Annotated in this window: 15 protein-coding genes; 11 read left to right on the plus strand and 4 right to left on the minus strand. The window is 56.9% G+C overall.

The window, feature by feature from the left end:
* Positions 1-84 precede the first annotated feature (84 nt).
* From iscR to sseB, 10 genes are all read left to right on the plus strand, one after another.
* Positions 85-576, plus strand: a complete 492-nt coding sequence (gene iscR, locus L466_RS15215; RefSeq protein WP_020883021.1) for a Fe-S cluster assembly transcriptional regulator IscR — start codon at positions 85-87, stop codon at positions 574-576.
* A gap of 119 nt (positions 577-695) precedes the next feature.
* The gene (iscS, locus tag L466_RS15210; protein ID WP_020883022.1) at positions 696-1910 is read left to right on the plus strand and encodes a cysteine desulfurase; all 1215 of its coding nucleotides are present in this window, start codon (positions 696-698) and stop codon (positions 1908-1910) included.
* Between the two features lie 23 nt (positions 1911-1933).
* A complete protein-coding gene (gene iscU, locus L466_RS15205) occupies positions 1934-2320 on the plus strand; it encodes a Fe-S cluster assembly scaffold IscU (RefSeq protein ID WP_003860661.1) in 387 nt (128 codons plus the stop codon).
* Positions 2321-2333: 13 nt separating this feature from the next.
* Positions 2334-2657, plus strand: a complete 324-nt coding sequence (gene iscA / locus L466_RS15200) for an iron-sulfur cluster assembly protein IscA (protein ID WP_003860659.1) — start codon at positions 2334-2336, stop codon at positions 2655-2657.
* 76 nt (positions 2658-2733) lie between these two features.
* Positions 2734-3249, plus strand: a complete 516-nt coding sequence (gene hscB / locus L466_RS15195) for a co-chaperone HscB (protein WP_014171181.1) — start codon at positions 2734-2736, stop codon at positions 3247-3249.
* Between the two features lie 14 nt (positions 3250-3263).
* On the plus strand, positions 3264-5114 hold the full coding sequence (gene hscA, locus L466_RS15190; RefSeq protein ID WP_032680485.1) for a Fe-S protein assembly chaperone HscA: 1851 nt from the start codon (positions 3264-3266) through the stop codon (positions 5112-5114).
* A 1-nt stretch (position 5115) separates the two neighbouring features.
* Entirely contained in the window at positions 5116-5451 is a 336-nt protein-coding gene (fdx, locus tag L466_RS15185) for an ISC system 2Fe-2S type ferredoxin (RefSeq protein ID WP_014171179.1), read from the plus strand.
* Between the two features lies 1 nt (position 5452).
* Positions 5453-5653: a Fe-S cluster assembly protein IscX gene (gene iscX / locus L466_RS15180; protein WP_014171178.1), complete on the plus strand. Its 201-nt coding sequence runs from the start codon at positions 5453-5455 to the stop codon at positions 5651-5653.
* 53 nt (positions 5654-5706) lie between these two features.
* On the plus strand, positions 5707-6993 hold the full coding sequence (gene pepB, locus L466_RS15175; RefSeq protein ID WP_020883024.1) for an aminopeptidase PepB: 1287 nt from the start codon (positions 5707-5709) through the stop codon (positions 6991-6993).
* Between the two features lie 96 nt (positions 6994-7089).
* The gene (gene sseB / locus L466_RS15170; RefSeq protein ID WP_025203462.1) at positions 7090-7866 is read left to right on the plus strand and encodes an enhanced serine sensitivity protein SseB; all 777 of its coding nucleotides are present in this window, start codon (positions 7090-7092) and stop codon (positions 7864-7866) included.
* Positions 7867-7883: 17 nt separating this feature from the next.
* Here sseB and L466_RS15165 read toward each other — a convergent pair whose 3' ends face one another.
* From L466_RS15165 to L466_RS15150, 4 genes are all read right to left on the minus strand, one after another.
* Positions 7884-8654, minus strand: coding sequence for a MurR/RpiR family transcriptional regulator (locus L466_RS15165; protein WP_014171175.1), 771 nt, complete (start codon positions 8652-8654; stop codon positions 7884-7886).
* Positions 8654-9502, minus strand: a complete 849-nt coding sequence (gene sseA, locus L466_RS15160; RefSeq protein WP_032678689.1) for a 3-mercaptopyruvate sulfurtransferase — start codon at positions 9500-9502, stop codon at positions 8654-8656. The genes L466_RS15165 and sseA overlap by 1 nt, the downstream gene beginning before the upstream one ends.
* Before the next feature lie 90 nt (positions 9503-9592).
* Complete coding sequence (locus L466_RS15155; RefSeq protein WP_032680486.1) at positions 9593-10960, minus strand: 6-phospho-alpha-glucosidase; 1368 nt, start codon at positions 10958-10960, stop codon at positions 9593-9595.
* A 12-nt stretch (positions 10961-10972) separates the two neighbouring features.
* A complete protein-coding gene (locus tag L466_RS15150; RefSeq protein ID WP_032680487.1) occupies positions 10973-12517 on the minus strand; it encodes a PTS transporter subunit EIIC in 1545 nt (514 codons plus the stop codon).
* A 285-nt stretch (positions 12518-12802) separates the two neighbouring features.
* Between L466_RS15150 and L466_RS15145 the strand changes: the two genes are divergently transcribed.
* Positions 12803-17755: an alpha-2-macroglobulin family protein gene (locus tag L466_RS15145; RefSeq protein ID WP_032680488.1), complete on the plus strand. Its 4953-nt coding sequence runs from the start codon at positions 12803-12805 to the stop codon at positions 17753-17755.
* Position 17756 lies beyond the last annotated feature (1 nt).

A 17756-nucleotide genomic window follows, 5' to 3' on the forward strand; every position in this document is an offset into this window, starting at 1 on the left:
ATGTCAGACTTGGCCCTGCTATGCAATACCCCCATTTTACTATAAAAAACCCCGGGCAGGGGCGAGTTTGAGGTTAAGTAAGACATGAGACTGACATCTAAAGGGCGTTATGCCGTGACCGCGATGCTGGACGTTGCGCTCAACTCCGAAGCGGGCCCGGTTCCGTTGGCTGATATTTCTGAACGACAAGGGATCTCCCTCTCCTATCTGGAGCAGCTGTTCTCCAGACTGCGTAAAAATGGACTGGTTTCCAGCGTTCGTGGCCCAGGCGGCGGTTATCTGCTGGGTAAAGACGCGGGCAGTATTGCAGTTGGCGAAGTGATCAGTGCCGTTGACGAATCCGTTGATGCGACCCGTTGCCAGGGTAAAGGCGGCTGCCAGGGCGGCGATAAGTGCCTGACCCACGCGCTGTGGCGCGACCTGAGCGATCGTCTGACCGGCTTCCTGAACAACATCACCTTAGGTGAACTGGTAAATAACCAGGAAGTTCTGGATGTCTCAGGCCGTCAGCACAGCCAGGACTCCCAACGCAGCACCCGCGGGCAGGACGCGATCGACGTCAAATTACGCGCGTAATAAAAAGATAAGTATTTCAGAATCAGGCCGGAGCGTTCGCTCGCTCCGTGTACTCGGTCGTACATCCAGCCGGTTGCCTGATTCCTTGCATTGAAGCGATGTACGGAGTTTATAGAGCAATGAAATTACCGATTTATCTCGACTACTCCGCAACCACGCCGGTGGACCCGCGTGTTGCCGAGAAAATGATGCAGTGTCTGACCCTGGACGGAAACTTTGGTAACCCAGCTTCCCGTTCACACCGTTTTGGCTGGCATGCTGAAGAGGCGGTAGATATCGCCCGTAATCAGATTGCTGACCTGGTGGGTGCCGACCCGCGTGAGATTGTATTCACCTCCGGTGCGACCGAATCCGATAACCTGGCGATCAAAGGTGCGGCCAACTTTTATCAGAAAAAAGGCAAGCACATCATCACCAGCAAAACCGAACACAAAGCCGTGCTGGACACCTGCCGTCAGCTCGAGCGTGAAGGTTTCGACGTGACTTACCTGGCACCACAGAGCAACGGTATCATCGACCTGAAAGAGCTCGAAGCGGCCATGCGTGATGACACCATCCTGGTCTCCATCATGCACGTAAACAACGAAATCGGCGTTGTGCAAGATATCGCGACCATCGGCGAAATGTGCCGTGCGCGCGGCATCATCTACCACGTAGACGCCACCCAGAGCGTGGGCAAACTGCCTATCGATCTGAGCCAGCTGAAAGTGGACCTGATGTCCTTCTCCGGCCACAAAATCTATGGCCCGAAAGGTATTGGTGCACTGTACGTTCGTCGTAAACCGCGTATCCGCATCGAAGCACAGATGCACGGTGGCGGTCATGAGCGCGGTATGCGTTCCGGTACGCTGCCTGTTCACCAGATCGTGGGTATGGGCGAAGCTTACCGTATTGCGAAAGAAGAGATGGAAACCGAGATGGCGCGCCTGCGCACGCTGCGTAACCGTCTGTGGGATGGCGTGAAAGATATGGAAGAAGTGTATCTGAACGGCGATCTCGAACAGGGCGCACCAAACATTCTCAACGTCAGCTTCAACTATGTTGAAGGTGAATCGCTGATTATGGCGCTGAAAGACCTGGCGGTTTCTTCCGGTTCTGCCTGTACGTCTGCAAGCCTGGAGCCATCCTATGTGCTGCGCGCACTGGGCATGACTGACGAGCTGGCACACAGCTCTATCCGTTTCTCTTTAGGTCGTTTCACTACCGAAGAAGAGATTGACTACACCATCAAGCTGGTTCGCAACTCCATCGGTCGTCTGCGTGACCTTTCTCCACTGTGGGAAATGTTCAAGCAGGGCGTGGATCTGAACAGCATTGAATGGTCACATCACTAATCGGTACATAAGGAGAATTCAACATGGCATACAGCGAAAAAGTTATTGATCATTACGAGAACCCGCGCAACGTCGGCTCTTTTGACAACAGCGACGAAAGCGTAGGTAGCGGTATGGTCGGTGCGCCAGCGTGTGGCGACGTGATGAAGCTGCAGATTAAAGTCAACAATGAAGGTATCATTGAAGACGCGCGCTTCAAGACCTACGGCTGCGGTTCTGCTATCGCCTCCAGCTCCCTGGTCACCGAATGGGTGAAGGGCAAGTCTCTGGACGAAGCACAGGCAATCAAGAACACGGATATTGCTGAAGAACTCGAACTGCCACCCGTGAAAATTCACTGTTCTATCCTGGCAGAAGACGCGATCAAAGCCGCCATTGCGGATTACAAAAGCAAACGTGAAGCAAAATAATTGAGGTTTGAGTATGTCGATTACCCTTAGCGACAGCGCTGCCGCGCGAGTAAGCTCTTTTCTGGCGAACCGTGGTAAAGGCTTTGGCCTGCGACTGGGCGTACGTACCTCCGGCTGTTCTGGTATGGCTTACGTACTGGAGTTTGTTGACGAACCGGCGTCTGATGACACCGTGTTTGAAGACAAGGGCGTGAAGGTGGTGGTCGATGGCAAAAGCCTGCAATTCCTCAATGGCACTCAGCTGGACTTTGTAAAAGAAGGCCTGAACGAAGGGTTCAAATTCACGAACCCGAACGTCAAAGACGAGTGTGGTTGCGGCGAAAGCTTCCACGTTTAACCGCGCGTCATCCGAAACCCCACCGCAGGACTCCTGTGCGTGGGGTTTGTTCTAACAGGCTACCCCTGAGATTGTTATGGATTACTTCACTCTCTTCGGACTACCCGCTCAATACCCGATTGATCTCCAGGCGCTGACGATCCGCTTCCAGGATCTGCAGCGTCAGTATCATCCGGATAAATTCGCCAGTGGTACTCAGTCAGAGCAATTGGCTGCGGTATCGCAATCTGCGACCATAAATCAGGCCTGGCAGACGCTGCGCCATCCACTGTCTCGCGCTGAGTATCTGCTCTCGCTTCATGGCTTTGATCTGGCGAGTGAACAGCACACCGTACGTGATACGGCGTTTTTGATGGAACAGCTGGAACTGCGTGAAGAGCTGGATGAGATTGAACAGGCGAAAGATGAAGCGCGTCTGGAAAGCTTCATCAAGCGCGTAAAAGGCATGTTCGATACCCGCCATCAACTGATGGTGGAGCAACTGAACAACGAGACCTGGGATGTGGCGGCAGACACTGTGCGCAAACTCCGTTTTCTCGATAAACTGCGAAGCAGTGCTGAACAACTCGAAGAAAAGCTGCTCGATTTTTAATTTCGGAAGCAATTATGGCCTTATTACAAATTAGTGAGCCTGGCTTAAGTGCCGCACCGCACCAGCGTCGTCTGGCAGTAGGTATTGATCTGGGCACCACCAATTCTCTCGTGGCGACCGTGCGAAGCGGCCAGGCGGAAACGCTGGCTGACGAGCAGGGCCGTCATCTGCTGCCTTCCGTGGTCCACTACCAACAGCAGGGCCACGCGGTTGGCTACGACGCACGCGCGAACGCCGCGCGCGATCCGGCGAACACCATCAGTTCCGTAAAACGCATGATGGGCCGCTCCCTCGCCGATATTCAGACCCGTTATCCGCATTTGCCGTATCAGCTGCAGGCCAGTGAAAACGGCCTGCCAATGATTGCCACGGCAGCGGGGCTGCTGAACCCGATCCGCGTTTCTGCTGATATCCTCAAAGCGCTGGCGGCGCGTGCTACGGCAACGCTCGGCGGCGATCTCGATGGCGTGGTCATTACCGTTCCGGCCTACTTTGATGATGCACAGCGTCAGGGCACCAAAGACGCGGCGCGTCTGGCGGGACTGCACGTTCTGCGCCTGCTGAACGAACCGACGGCGGCCGCCATTGCCTACGGCCTGGACTCCGGTCAGGAAGGGGTGATTGCGGTTTACGATCTGGGTGGCGGGACCTTTGATATTTCTATCCTGCGCTTAAGCCGTGGGGTGTTTGAAGTGCTGGCTACCGGCGGTGATTCTGCGCTGGGTGGCGATGACTTCGACCATCTGCTGGCCGATTTCATTCGCGAGCAGGCGGGTATTCCCGATCGCAGCGATGCACGCGTGCAGCGTGAACTGCTGGACGTGGCCATCGACGCGAAAATCGCGCTGAGCGATGCGCAGTCTGTCACCGTCAACGTGGCGGGCTGGCAGGGGGAAATCACCCGGGAACAGTTTAACGACCTGATCGCGCCTTTGGTGAAACGCACTCTGCTGGCCTGCCGTCGCGCACTGAAAGATGCGAGCGTTGAGGCTGACGAGGTGCTGGAAGTGGTCATGGTTGGCGGCTCCACGCGCGTACCGCTGGTGCGTGAACGGGTGGGTGAATTCTTTGGCCGCACGCCGCTGACGTCCATCGACCCGGATAAAGTGGTTGCCGTGGGCGCGGCTATCCAGGCGGATATTCTGGTCGGCAACAAGCCGGACAGCGAGATGTTGCTGCTGGATGTTATTCCGCTCTCCCTGGGTTTAGAAACCATGGGGGGACTGGTGGAGAAAGTCATTCCGCGTAACACCACCATTCCGGTGGCGCGTGCACAGGAATTCACCACCTTCAAAGACGGCCAGACCGCGATGTCCATCCATGTGATGCAGGGCGAGCGCGAGCTGGTGCAGGACTGTCGTTCACTGGCGCGCTTTGCGCTGCGCGGTATTCCTGCGCTGCCTGCGGGCGGTGCGCATATTCGCGTTACCTTCCAGGTGGATGCGGACGGCCTGCTGAGCGTCACGGCGATGGAGAAATCCACCGGCGTTGAGTCGTCTATCCAGGTGAAGCCGTCCTACGGCCTGACCGATGGTGAGATCGCCTCCATGATTCAGGATTCAATGAGCTACGCCGAACAGGATGTGAAGGCGCGTATGCTGGCAGAACAGAAAGTTGAAGCCGCACGCGTGCTGGAAAGTCTGAACGGTGCGCTCGCTGCCGACGCCGCGCTGTTAAGCGCCGCTGAGCGTCAGGTGATTGACGAGGCTGCCGCGCGCTTAAGCGCAGTGGCCGAAGGCAATGATGCTGATGCAATAGAAGAAGCCATTAAAAACGTTGATAAACAAACCCAGGACTTTGCTGCTCGCCGCATGGACAAATCTGTCCGCGTCGCGCTGAAAGGCCAGTCCGTGGACGAGGTTTAATATGCCAAAGATTGTTATTTTGCCTCATGCGGACCTCTGTCCGGATGGTGCTGTTCTGGAAGCGAAGACCGGTGAGACCATTCTCGATGTTGCCCTGCGTAACGGTATCGAAGTGGAACACGCCTGTGAAAAATCCTGTGCCTGCACAACCTGCCACTGCATCGTGCGTGAAGGTTTTGACTCTCTGGCCGAGAGCACCGAAGATGAAGACGACATGCTGGATAAAGCATGGGGTCTGGAGCCAGACAGCCGTTTGAGCTGCCAGGCTCTGGTGACCGATGAAGATCTGGTCGTGGAATTCCCACGCTACACCATCAACCATGCACGCGAGCACTGATATGGGACTGAAGTGGACTGACAGCCGTGAAATCGGCGAAGCGCTCTACGACGCTAACCCGGATCTCGATCCTAAAACCGTACGCTTCACCGATATGCATCAGTGGATCTGCGATTTAGACGATTTTGACGACGATCCAAACGCATCCAATGAAAAAATTCTGGAGGCGATTCTGTTAGTCTGGTTAGATGAAGCAGAATAAATCACCTTACGGGCTGCCTTCAGGCGGCCCGTTTGCTAATAAGGATAAATAAAATGACCGAAGCGATGAAGATTACGATCTCGAATCAGCCTGCTGACGCGCGCTGGGGCGAGAAAGCCACCTACAGTATCAACAACGACGGTATTACCCTGCACCTGACTGGCAACGATGATTTAGGTCTGATCCAGCGCGCGGCGCGCAAAATTGATGGTCTGGGCATTAAACATGTCACCCTGGACGGCGAAGGCTGGGATATCGACCGCAGCTGGGCATTCTGGGCGGGTTACAAAGGACCGAAAGGCAGCCGTAAAATCGAGTGGGCGACGCTCGACGAAGCGGGTCAGAAAGAGCTGGAAAGCCGTCTGACCATTATCGACTGGGTGCGCGATACCATTAACGCCCCGGCAGAAGAGCTGGGTCCTGAACAACTTGCGCAGCGCGCCGTTGACCTGCTATGCGGCGTGGCGGGCGACAAAATGTCTTACCGCATCACCAAAGGTGAAGACCTGCGCGAGCAGAACTATATGGGGATCCACACCGTGGGTCGCGGTTCCGAGCGTCCTCCGGTATTGCTGGCGCTGGATTACAACCCAACCGGTGATAAAGCAGCACCGGTATTTGCCTGCCTGGTCGGGAAAGGCATCACGTTCGATACCGGCGGTTACAGCCTGAAGCAGAGCGCGTTCATGGACTCCATGAAGTCCGATATGGGCGGCGCGGCAACCATCACCGGCGCGCTGGCGTTTGCCATTACGCGCGGTCTGAACAAGCGCGTGAAGCTTTACCTGTGCTGTGCGGACAACATGGTGAGCGGTAATGCCTTTAAGCTCGGCGACATCATTCGCTACCGTAACGGTAAAAACGTGGAAGTGATGAACACCGATGCGGAAGGTCGTCTGGTGCTGGCCGATGGTCTCATCGACGCGTCTGCGCAGAAGCCAGAGCTGATTATCGACATGGCGACCCTGACCGGTGCGGCGAAAACCGCGCTGGGCAACGACTACCATGCGCTGTTTAGCTTTGACGACAAACTGGCAGCCCGCCTGCTGGCAAGTGCGGCCGCGGAGAACGAACCGTTCTGGCGTCTGCCGCTGGCCGAATTCCACCGCAGCCAGCTGCCGTCTAACTTCGCCGAACTGAACAACACCGCGAGCGCAGCCTATCCGGCGGGTGCGAGCACGGCGGCCGGCTTCCTGTCTCACTTCGTTGAGAACTATCACGAGGGCTGGCTGCACATCGACTGCTCCGCAACCTACCGTAAAGCGGCCGTTGAGCAGTGGTCTGCAGGGGCAACGGGACTGGGCGTGCGTACTATCGCGAACCTGCTGACTGCCGAGTAATTGTCTTTGTCCGGCGGCGCTGTGCTTGTCCGGGCCTACGGTTTTGTAGGCCTGTTAGCCTTGCGCCAGCCGACATTATGTTGAAGTAACCAAACTATGTCTGAAACGAAAAACGAATTAGAAACTCTGCTGGAACAGGCGGCGACCGAGCCCGCCCACCGTCCGGCATTTTTCCGCACGTTGCTGGAGTCCACCGTCTGGGTTCCGGGTACCGCAGCGGAAGGCGAACAGGTTGTTGAAGACAGCGCGCTGGACCTGCTCCACTGGGAGAAAGACGACGGCACGTCGGTGATCCCGTTCTTCACCTCGCTGGAAGCGCTGCAGCAGGCCGTTGAAGACGAGCAGGCGTTCGTGGTGATGCCGGTGCGCACTCTCTTCGAAATGACGCTGGGCCAGACCTTGTTCCTCAATGCCAAACTGCCAACCGGGAAAGAGTTCACCCCGCGTGAAATCAATCATCTGATTGGCGAGGAGGGCAACCCGCTCAGTACGCAGGAAGTGCTGGAAGGGGGCGAAACGTTGCTGTTGTCTGAAGTAGCCGACCCCCCTGCGCAGATGATTGATTCGCTGACCACGCTGTTCAAAACCCTCAAACCCGTGAGGCGCGCGTTCCTCTGCTCTGTTAAAGAGAGCACGGATGAACAGCCGGTACTGCTGATTGGCATTGAAGCAGACGGCGATATCGAGGAGATTATTCAGGCTGCGGGCAGTGTTGCCACCGATACGCTGCCGGGTGATGAGCCGATCGATATCTGTCAGGTGAAGAAGGATGAGAAGGGCATCAGCCACTTTATTACCGAGCACATCACGCCGTTTTACGAGCGTCGCTGGGGCGGATTCCTGCGCGATCTCAAAACCACCCGCATTATCTGATTACGCGGGGTGATTTTTCACCCCGTCGCTTCCAGTAGCAGTAAATCCATCAGCAGGACCAGATTCGACTCAAACGACGTCACGCCAGCGGCTTCTGCGGCGTAATGTACCGCCTCGTCATATAAGGCAAAGTGCAAATCTGCCATTCCCGCCAGCGTATTGGCCGAAGCGCGCGTAAAAGCCACGACCGTCATCCCCACGTTTTTCGCGATCCGCGCTTTATCCAGCACCTGTTCGGTTTCACCGCTGCGTGAGACGGCGATAAACACCTGATACCGCGCAGCGTTGCTGAGGAAAATGTTCCGGCTATCCCCCGGCCCGGAAATAAACGCCGTTTTGCCCAACACCTGCAATTTCTTGGTGAGGTACTCGGCGAAGAGATAAGAGAAGCCGGCGCCATAAAGAAAGAAACTCTCTTTCTGGCGCAGTAACGTCGAAAATTGCGCGCGCTTCTCCTGCGTTACCCACTGAAAGGTTTGTTGATAGTTCGCGATAAATTGACTGAAAAGCGCCGGCAGTTCCGGGCGCTGTTGTGCCTGCGCGGCGATATACGGCGTCTCGGTTAACAGCTGTTTGCAGTGCCAGATAAATTCACTGAAACCGCTGAAGCCTAATTTCTGACACAAACGCATAATGGTAGCGGTTGAGACGAACGTCGCCTGCGCCAGTTCGCGCACCGTAATATTGCCCACCAGCAGAGGATGCTCTGTGAGGTGGGCCAGCACGCGATATTCCGCGCGGGTCAGTGACGCCCCGCGCGTTAACAGCGTGGCCAGACGGTTATCCATTATTTGGCCGGTTCAACGGGCAAATCGTCTCGTGCACCCCATTCACTCCAGGCGCCATCATAGAGCGTCACGTCGTTTACACCGAGTGTGGCGAGCGCCAGAATCACCACGCAGGCCGTGACGCCGGACCCGCAGCTGGCAATAACGGGACGATGCAAATCCACGCCCTGACGATCAAAAATAGCGCGCAGCTCATCGGTCGTTTTTAATTCACCTTCAAACACCAGATCGCCCCACGGCACATTCAACGCGCCGGGAATATGGCCGCGCTTCAGCCCCGGACGCGGTTCATCCGCCTGGGCGTTAAAGCGCGCTGCAGGGCGGGCATCGACAATTTGCGCCGTTTTTTCATGGCTGACCACCAGCACGTCGGTCAGACGTTTTACCTGATGCGCATCAAACGTCGCGTCGAACTCGCCTTCCGGCAGCGTCACGTCGCCCTGCTGTAATGGCAGTTCATCACGCTTCCAGCCCGCGAGGCCGCCTGCAAGAATTGAGACTTTCTCCACGCCAAAGTTTTTCAGCATCCACCAGGCGCGCGGTGCGGAGAAGAGATTACCTTCATCATAAACCACGAGGTGTTTGTCACGATTAACGCCAAGTTCGCGCATCGCCACGGAGAACGCTTCCGGGCGCGGCAGCATATGCGGGAGAGGGGAGTTATGGTCGGACAGGGCTTCAATATCAAAAAATACCGCGCCCGGCAAATGCCCTGCGCGGTATTCTGCGACCATATCGCGAAGGTGTTCCTGCCCGGCAGGTGCCATACGCGCGTCAATAATCTGTACTTCCGGATCGTCACCGTGCTCAATCAGCCAGTCGGCGGCGACAAAATATGAGGTGGACATGGGTTGCCTCCATTCTTTTCCGTAAAAAAGGATTGTCGGTGTTTTTTCTGACACCGACAAGCAAACCACGTTCAACTCGCGAGCACGACCCTATTTTTTCGCCGCTTCACCGTTCTGCCAGGCTTTTTGCAGCGCAGGCCAGTAGTCACGGTTGGCGTCAATCATGTCATCGAGAATCGCTTTTGCGTGCTCCATGGTGGGCACGGTGCGGTTCAGGGTGAACGCCTGCAGTGCTTTTTCGTAGCTGCCTTCAATGGTCGCTTCCACCAGCAACTGTTCAGAGGCGAGCTGCTGCTGTAGCAGCGTCTGATGGAACAGCGGGACCCGACCCACGCGGATAGGCTCTGGCCCTTCAGAGGTGATGTAGGCCGGGACTTCCACCACCGCGTCGTACGGCAGATTGGTTATCGCCCCGCGGTTTTCCACCATTACCAGATGGCGCTGACGCAGGTTAAATGCCAGCGAGCAGGCGACATCGACAATAAACTCGCCGTGGACGCCCACGTGGAAGGCATCCGGTAAAATCCCGGTACGCTTATACTCTTCTGCGGCGGCAAACAGCTTTTTCTCACGCCCGTTCATCACTTCGTTCGCGCGGGTATAGTCCGGGTTCTGATGCTCCACAATCTGGTTTGGCATCAGGTAGTACTGCAGATAGGGGTTTGGCAGATATTCCGGGAAGTTATCCATGATGGGCTTGATGTTGCGCCAGGTTTTCACCCACGACGGATCCGAGTGCTGCGGGTCGGTTTTGGCCGCATCTTCCGTCAGCAGGCCGAACCTCGCGATATGCCGACGCAGTTCCGGCAGCTTGTCCTCGCCGTCCACCCGCACGTGGGTAAACCAGCCGAAGTGGTTCAGACCAAAGTAGTCCACCTCCAGCTTGTGGCGGTCCACACCCAAAATGGCCCCCATGTTACGCATCGCCGCCACTGGCATATCGCAGATATTAAGCACGCGGGCGTCCGGTCGCAGGCGGCGCACCCCTTCCGCAACGATCGCTGCCGGGTTGGAATAGTTCACGATCCAGGCTTTTTCATGCGCGTAGCGATCCACCAGATCGATCAGCTCGACCATCGGCAGGATCGTGCGCAGGCCGTATGCCAGCCCGCCAGGACCGCAGGTTTCCTGGCCCACCACGCCGTGGCGCAGCGGGATCTTCTCATCCTGCTCACGCATCCTGTACTGGCCGACACGCATCTGGGCGAAGACAAAGTGCGCCCCGCTGAACGCGACTTCCGGGTCTGTGGTCACGGTGAAGGTAATGCTCTGGCTATGGTCGCGAATGACCTTCTCCACCACCGGTGCAATGGTGTTCTGGCGTGCTTCGTCGATATCGTAGAGGCGAATCTCGGCCAGCGGGAAGTCCTGCAGGCGTACCATCAGGCTTTTCACGATACCTGGCGTATAGGTGCTGCCGCCACCGGCAATTGACAGAATAAAAGGGGGTGTAAACATCTTTAGCTCCTCTCAGAGAAACGTCTCAACGGCTTCTCGCATTTTTTTGACATGCAGCCCGTAGACCACCTGAACGTTGTTACCTTGTTTGATAATCCCTTTCGCGCCGGTCGCTTTCAGGCGCGGCTCGTCGATGATGGAGACATCCTTCACCGTGACGCGTAAGCGGGTGTAGCAGTTATCCACTACCTCAATGTTTTCCCGGCCTCCCAGTCCCACCACGATGGATTCACCCAGCCCGTCATTGTTCCCCTTCGCCTGATACTCCTGTTTGCTGTACAGGCGCGTCTCCTGATCGTCATCCTCGCGTCCCGGCGTCTTCATGTTGAAGCGCAGGATCAGGAAGCGGAACACCACAAAATAGAGCGCGAACATGATGAGCCCGACCACGATGTACATCGGCCAGTTGGACTTCTCCGTGCCGAGCGGCAGGTTATAAAGAATAAAATCGATAATTCCGTTAGCGCCGATGGCATGAACACCGAACAGGGAGAAAAGCATCATGCCGATGCCGGTCAGCACCGCATGTACCACAAACAGCAGCGGAGCGACGAACAGGAACGAAAACTCAATCGGCTCGGTAACGCCCACCAGCAAAGAGGTTAACGCTGCCGGGATCAGGATGGCTTTGGCTGCCGCTTTGCGCTCCGGCCTGGCGGTCATGTACATCGCCAGCGCCGCCGCGGGCAGGCCAAACATTTTGCTGATGCCGCGCGCGTCCCACACTACCGTGCTGCTCAACTGCTTCACTTCCGGACAAGCCATTTCAGCGAAATAGATATTGCGTGCGCCCTGATAAACCGTGCCGCATACCTCTTGCGTCCCCCCAAGTTCGGTATACAGGAAGGGGGTATAGACCAGATGATGCAGGCCGGTCGGCACCAGAATGCGTTCCAGGAAGCCGTAAATGGCCACCCCAAAAGGCCCGGAACCTTTGATCGCCAGCGCCAGTGCGCTGATGCCATGCTGGGCAAATGGCCACAGTTCGCTCATCACGACGCCGAGCAGCATTGAGACAGGAAGCATGACGATGGCGACGAAACAGTGGCCGGAATAGATGGCCATCGTGCCGTTAAACTGTACGCCGGAGTACTTGTTGTACAAGTATCCGGACAGCGCCCCGGTCAGGATCCCGGCGAAAACGCCCATCTCCAGCACCTGCACGCCCAGCACCATACTTTGCCCGGCGGCTTTCATCTGGTCAGCGGGGGCCAGTTCGCCCTGGAGCTGCAGCGTAACGTTCATCGCGTTAATGAAAACAACAAAGGTCACCAGGCCAATCAGGGCCGCATAGCCTTTATCACGCGTGGCCAGGCCAATCGGTATCCCGACGGCAAACACCAGTGCCAGGTTAACCAGTACTGACACGGCCGATTTCGCGATAAGCTGACCAACATGCTGAATCAGCGGATGGCCGAGAAACGGCACATACTCTGCGAGGTTACCGTTCCCCAGGACGTTACCGAATGCGATAAACAGACCGACGATCGGTAAGATAAGTACCGGTCCGTACAACGATTTTCCGAAATTTTGTAGGGCGTTCACGGCTCGTTTCATGACTGTCTCTCTTAGTGAACCGCGCACTCGGGGTGCGTCTTGAGCTTAAAGCTAGCAGGCTAAAGGCGAGGTAATCCAGCTATCTTCTTGTTTTAAAAACAAATGACGTAAAAGGTAACATGTGACGTTTGCGACTGTGATCGGCATAGCAGTGCCTGAGTAAAGGCGTCGTCGCTCTGCGAGGTGCTTTCCAGATTCTAAAATTAGACTTTTTGTATTAATGAAACTTGCGGATAATACTTATCCGGAAGACGACCAACAGGCTCCATGGGCCAGGGACAAAGGATGACACCGTTTCGCTTAGCCGCGATTTCTCTCGCGCTGCTTACCACATTTTCGCTTGTCGGCTGTGATAACAGCGACGATAACTCTCAGGCTGCGGCTCCCGCAGCATCCACTGCAACGACACCGAAAGCACCGGAAAAGCCGGACGCTGAAAAGCTGGCAACGCTGGCCGCACAGAGTCAGGGCAAAGCGCTCACCCTGCTGGATACTTCAGAGGTGCAGCTTGATGGCGCGGCCACGCTGGTCCTGACCTTCTCTGTTCCGCTTAATCCCGATCAGGATTTCGCCAAAACAGTGCATGTGGTGGATAAAAAAAGCGGCAAGGTTGACGGGGCGTGGGAACTCGCACCTAACCTGAAAGAGCTACGCCTGCGCCATCTGGAACCCAACCGCAATCTGGTTGTCACCGTTGAACGTGATCTGCAGGCGCTGAACAAAGCGACATTTGGTATCGATTACGAAAAAGCCCTGACTACCCGGGATGTTGAACCGACGGTCGGTTTTGCCAGCCGTGGCTCGCTGCTGCCGGGCAAGGTGGTGGAAGGTCTGCCGGTAATGGCGCTTAACGTCAACAATGTTGACGTGAATTTCTACCGCGTGAAGCCTGAATCCCTGGCCTCCTTTGTCAGCCAGTGGGAGTACCGTAACTCCCTGACCAACTGGGAGTCCGATAATCTGCTCAAAATGGCGGACCTGGTGTATACCGGCCGGTTTGACCTCAATCCGGCACGCAACACCCGTGAAAAACTGCTGTTGCCGCTGCGGGATATTAAGCCGCTCCAGCAGTCAGGCGTGTACATTGCGGTCATGAATCAGGCCGGGCACTATAACTACAGCAATGCCGCAACCCTCTTTACCTTAAGTGATATTGGGTTGTCCGCTCACCGTTATCATAACCGTCTGGATATTTTCACCCAGAGCCTGGAAGATGGCGCGGCGCAATCCGGCGTTACCGTCACCCTGTTGAATGATAAAGGGCAGACGCTTGCCGAAGCGAACAGCGATGCTGACGGCCACGCAAAGCTTGAGACTGACAAAGAAGCCGCGCTGATTCTGGCCAGCAAAGACGGACAGACCACGCTGCTTGACCTCAAGCTTCCGGCCCTCGATCTGGCGGAGTTTGATATCGCAGGTAGCCCTGGCTACAGCAAGCAATTCTTTATGTTTGGCCCGCGCGATCTCTATCGCCCTGGCGAAACGGTGATCCTCAATGGTTTGCTGCGCGACAGCGACGGTAAACCGCTTCCTGCCCAGCCGGTTAAACTCGACGTACTGCGCCCGGACGGACAGGTGGCGCGCACGGTTGTCGTCCAGCCTGAGAACGGCCTCTATCGCTTCAATTATTCCCTGGACGGCGGGGCGCAGACCGGTATGTGGCATATCCGCGCCAATACCGGCGATAACCAACAGCGCCTGTGGGATTTCCACGTTGAAGATTTTATGCCGGAGCGTATGGCGCTTAATCTGACGGGACAAAAAGCGCCGGTTTCCACCGAGGATAACGTCGACTTTAACATTGCGGGTTATTACCTGTATGGCGCGCCTGCCAACGGAAATTCCCTGCAAGGCCAGCTTTTCCTGCGACCGCTGCGCGAAGCCGTCGCTGCACTGCCGGGCTTCCAGTTCGGTGATATCGCCGAAGAGAACCTGAGCCGCAGCCTGGATGAAGTTCAGCTAACCCTTGATGAACAGGGGCGCGGACAGGTCTCGACCGAAAGCCAGTGGAAAGAGGCGCATTCACCGCTGCAGCTGATCCTGCAGGCCAGCCTTCTGGAATCGGGCGGTCGCCCGGTGACGCGCCGTGCTGAGCAGGCCATCTGGCCGGCGGCCGAGCTGCCGGGTATCCGTCCTCAGTTTGCCAGTAAGGCCGTTTATGACTACCGCACTGACACCACCGTCAACCAGCCGATCGTGGATGAAAACGGCAATGCCAGCTTTGATATCGTCTATGCCGATGCCAGCGGGGCAAAAAAGGCGGTTTCCGGGTTACAGGTTCGCCTGATCCGTGAGCGCCGTGACTACTACTGGAACTGGTCAGAGAGCGATGGCTGGCAGTCACAGTTTGATCAGAAAGACCTGGTGGAGGGCGAACAGGAGCTGACCCTCAAGGCCGATGAAACCGGTAAAGTGACCTTCCCGGTGGAGTGGGGTTCGTACCGTCTGGAGGTCAAAGCGCCGGACGACATGGTCAGCAGCGTGCGCTTCTGGGCCGGCTACAGCTGGCAGGATAATAGCGACGGCACCGGTGCCGCTCGCCCTGACCGTGTGACCATGAAACTGGACAAGCCTTCCTATCAGCCGGGAGATACCATCCAGCTGCATATCGCTGCTCCGGCGGCGGGTAAAGGCTATGCGATGATCGAGTCCAGCGAAGGGCCGCTGTGGTGGAAAGAGATCGACGTACCGGCCAACGGACTCGATCTCTCAATCCCGGTGGATAAGGCCTGGAAACGTCACGATCTCTATCTCAGCACGCTGGTGGTACGCCCTGGCGATAAATCCAAATCAGCGACGCCGAAACGTGCCGTCGGGTTACTGCATCTGCCGATGGGCGATGAGAATCGCCGCCTGAATGTCGCGCTGGAAAATCCGCAGAAAATGCGGCCAAACCAGACGCTGTCCGTGAAGGTGAAGGCCAGCGTCAAAGAAGGCGCCGTTCCGCAGAAAGTGAATGTGCTGATCTCGGCAGTGGACAGCGGCGTGTTGAACATCACCGATTACGTTACCCCGGATCCGTGGGAAGCGTTCTTCGGTCAGAAGCGCTACGGCGCGGATATCTACGATATTTACGGTCAGGTCATTGAAGGGCAGGGCCGCATGGCTGCACTGCGCTTTGGTGGTGACGGCGATGAGCTTAAGCGCGGCGGTAAACCACCGGTGAACCACGTGACTATCATTGCCCAGCAGGCGCAGCCGGTCGAGCTCGATGCTAACGGTGAAGGGACCGTGACGCTGCCCATTGGAGACTTCAACGGCGAGCTGCGTCTGATGGCGCAGGCCTGGACGGAAGATGATTTCGGCAGCAGCGAAGGTAAAGTGATTGTCGCCGCACCAATCATTACCGAACTGAACACGCCGCGCTTCCTGGCAAGTGGAGATACCTCACGCCTGACGCTGGATGTGACCAACCTGACGGACCAGCCGCAAACGCTGAACGTTGCCTTTACCGCTACCGGCAAGCTGTCGCTTGAGGGCGCACAGCCGCAGCCCGTGAAGTTACCGCCAGGCGCGCGCAGCACCCTGTTTATCCCAGTACGTGCGCTGGATGGCTACGGTGATGGTGAAGTGACCGCTCAGGTGACCGGCCTGCAGCTGCCGGGCGAGACTTTCGCTGCACAACAGAAGAGCTGGAAAATCGGCGTTCGTCCGGCATTCCCGGCGCAGACCGTTAACACCGGTGCCATGCTGAATCCTGGTGAGTCGTGGAGTGCACCGGCGCAGCACCTTAATGGCTTCTCTCCTGCCACGCTACAGGGACAATTGCTGCTGAGCGGGAAACCGCCTCTGAATCTGGCGCGCTATATTCGTGAGCTGCAGGCATACCCGTATGGCTGTCTGGAGCAAACCACCAGTGGTCTGTTCCCGTCGCTCTACACCAACGCGGCGCAGTTGACCGCGCTTGGCATCAAAGGGGATACGGATGACAAGCGCCGTGCGGCCATTGATATCGGAATCTCCCGTCTGCTGCAGATGCAGCGTGATGACGGAGGTTTCGCGCTTTGGGATAAAAACGGTCCGGAGGAGTACTGGCTCACCGCCTATGTCACTGACTTCCTGGTTCGTGCAGGCGAGCAGGGCTACAGCGTGCCTGCTGAGGCGGTTAACAACGCCAACAGCCGCTTGCTGCGTTACCTGCAGGACCCGGGCATGATGTCCATCCGCTACAGCGATGATACCCAGGCCAGTAAATTTGCGGTGCAGGCCTATGCCGCGCTGGTGCTGGCTCGCCAGCAAAAGGCCCCGCTTGGTGCGTTGCGTGAAATCTGGGAACGTCACGGACAGGCCGCTTCCGGGCTGCCGCTGATGCAGCTGGGGATGGCGCTAAAATTGATGGGTGACGCACCGCGCAGCCAGCAGGCACTGGGTCTGGCCATCAAAACGCCGCGTAACGACAGCAAAAACTGGATGGCCGATTATGGCAGTGCGCTTCGTGATAATGCGCTGATGCTCTCTCTGCTTGAGGAGTACAAGCTTCTGCCGGATGCGCAAAATACGCTGCTGAACGCCTTGTCGGAACAAGCTTTCAGCCAGCGCTGGCTCTCGACCCAGGAGAGTAACGCCCTGTTCCTGGCCGGACGCTCGCTGCAAACTTTATCCGGCGCATGGCAGGCGCAAACGTCTCTGGCGAATACCGCATCAGGCGGTGATAAAGCTCTGGTACAGAACGTGAACGGCGACCAGCTTGGCGCGCTGCAGGTGGCCAATACCGGTAGCACACCGCTGTGGGTACGCCTTGATAGCACCGGTTATCCGGCGTCTGCACCTCAGCCATCGTCTAACGTGCTGCAGATTGAGCGCCATATTCTGGCAACCGACGGCAGCACAAAGTCGCTCACGTCCCTGAAGAGTGGCGAGCTGGTGCTGGTATGGCTTGAAGTGAAGGCCAGCCAGAACGTGCCGGATGCGCTGGTTGTCGATCTCCTCCCGGCGGGACTGGAACTGGAAAACCAGAACCTGGCGAGCAGCAGCGCCAGCCTGCAGGATAGCGGCAGTGAAGTGCAGAACCTGCTCAGTCAGATGCAGCAGGCGGATATTCAGCATATGGAATTCCGCGACGATCGCTTTGTGGCGGCGGTGCCGGTTAACGAAGGGCAGCCGGTCACGCTGGTTTATCTGGCGCGCGCCGTGACGCCGGGAACCTATGAGGTGCCGGTCCCGATGGTGGAGTCCATGTATGTTCCGCAGTGGCGGGCAACAGGTGCGGCCAGTGGCCCGCTGATTGTTGTACCGTAAT

The organism is Enterobacter sp. BIDMC 30 (assembly GCF_000534355.1).
GTDB classification, from domain to species: domain Bacteria; phylum Pseudomonadota; class Gammaproteobacteria; order Enterobacterales; family Enterobacteriaceae; genus Enterobacter; species Enterobacter ludwigii.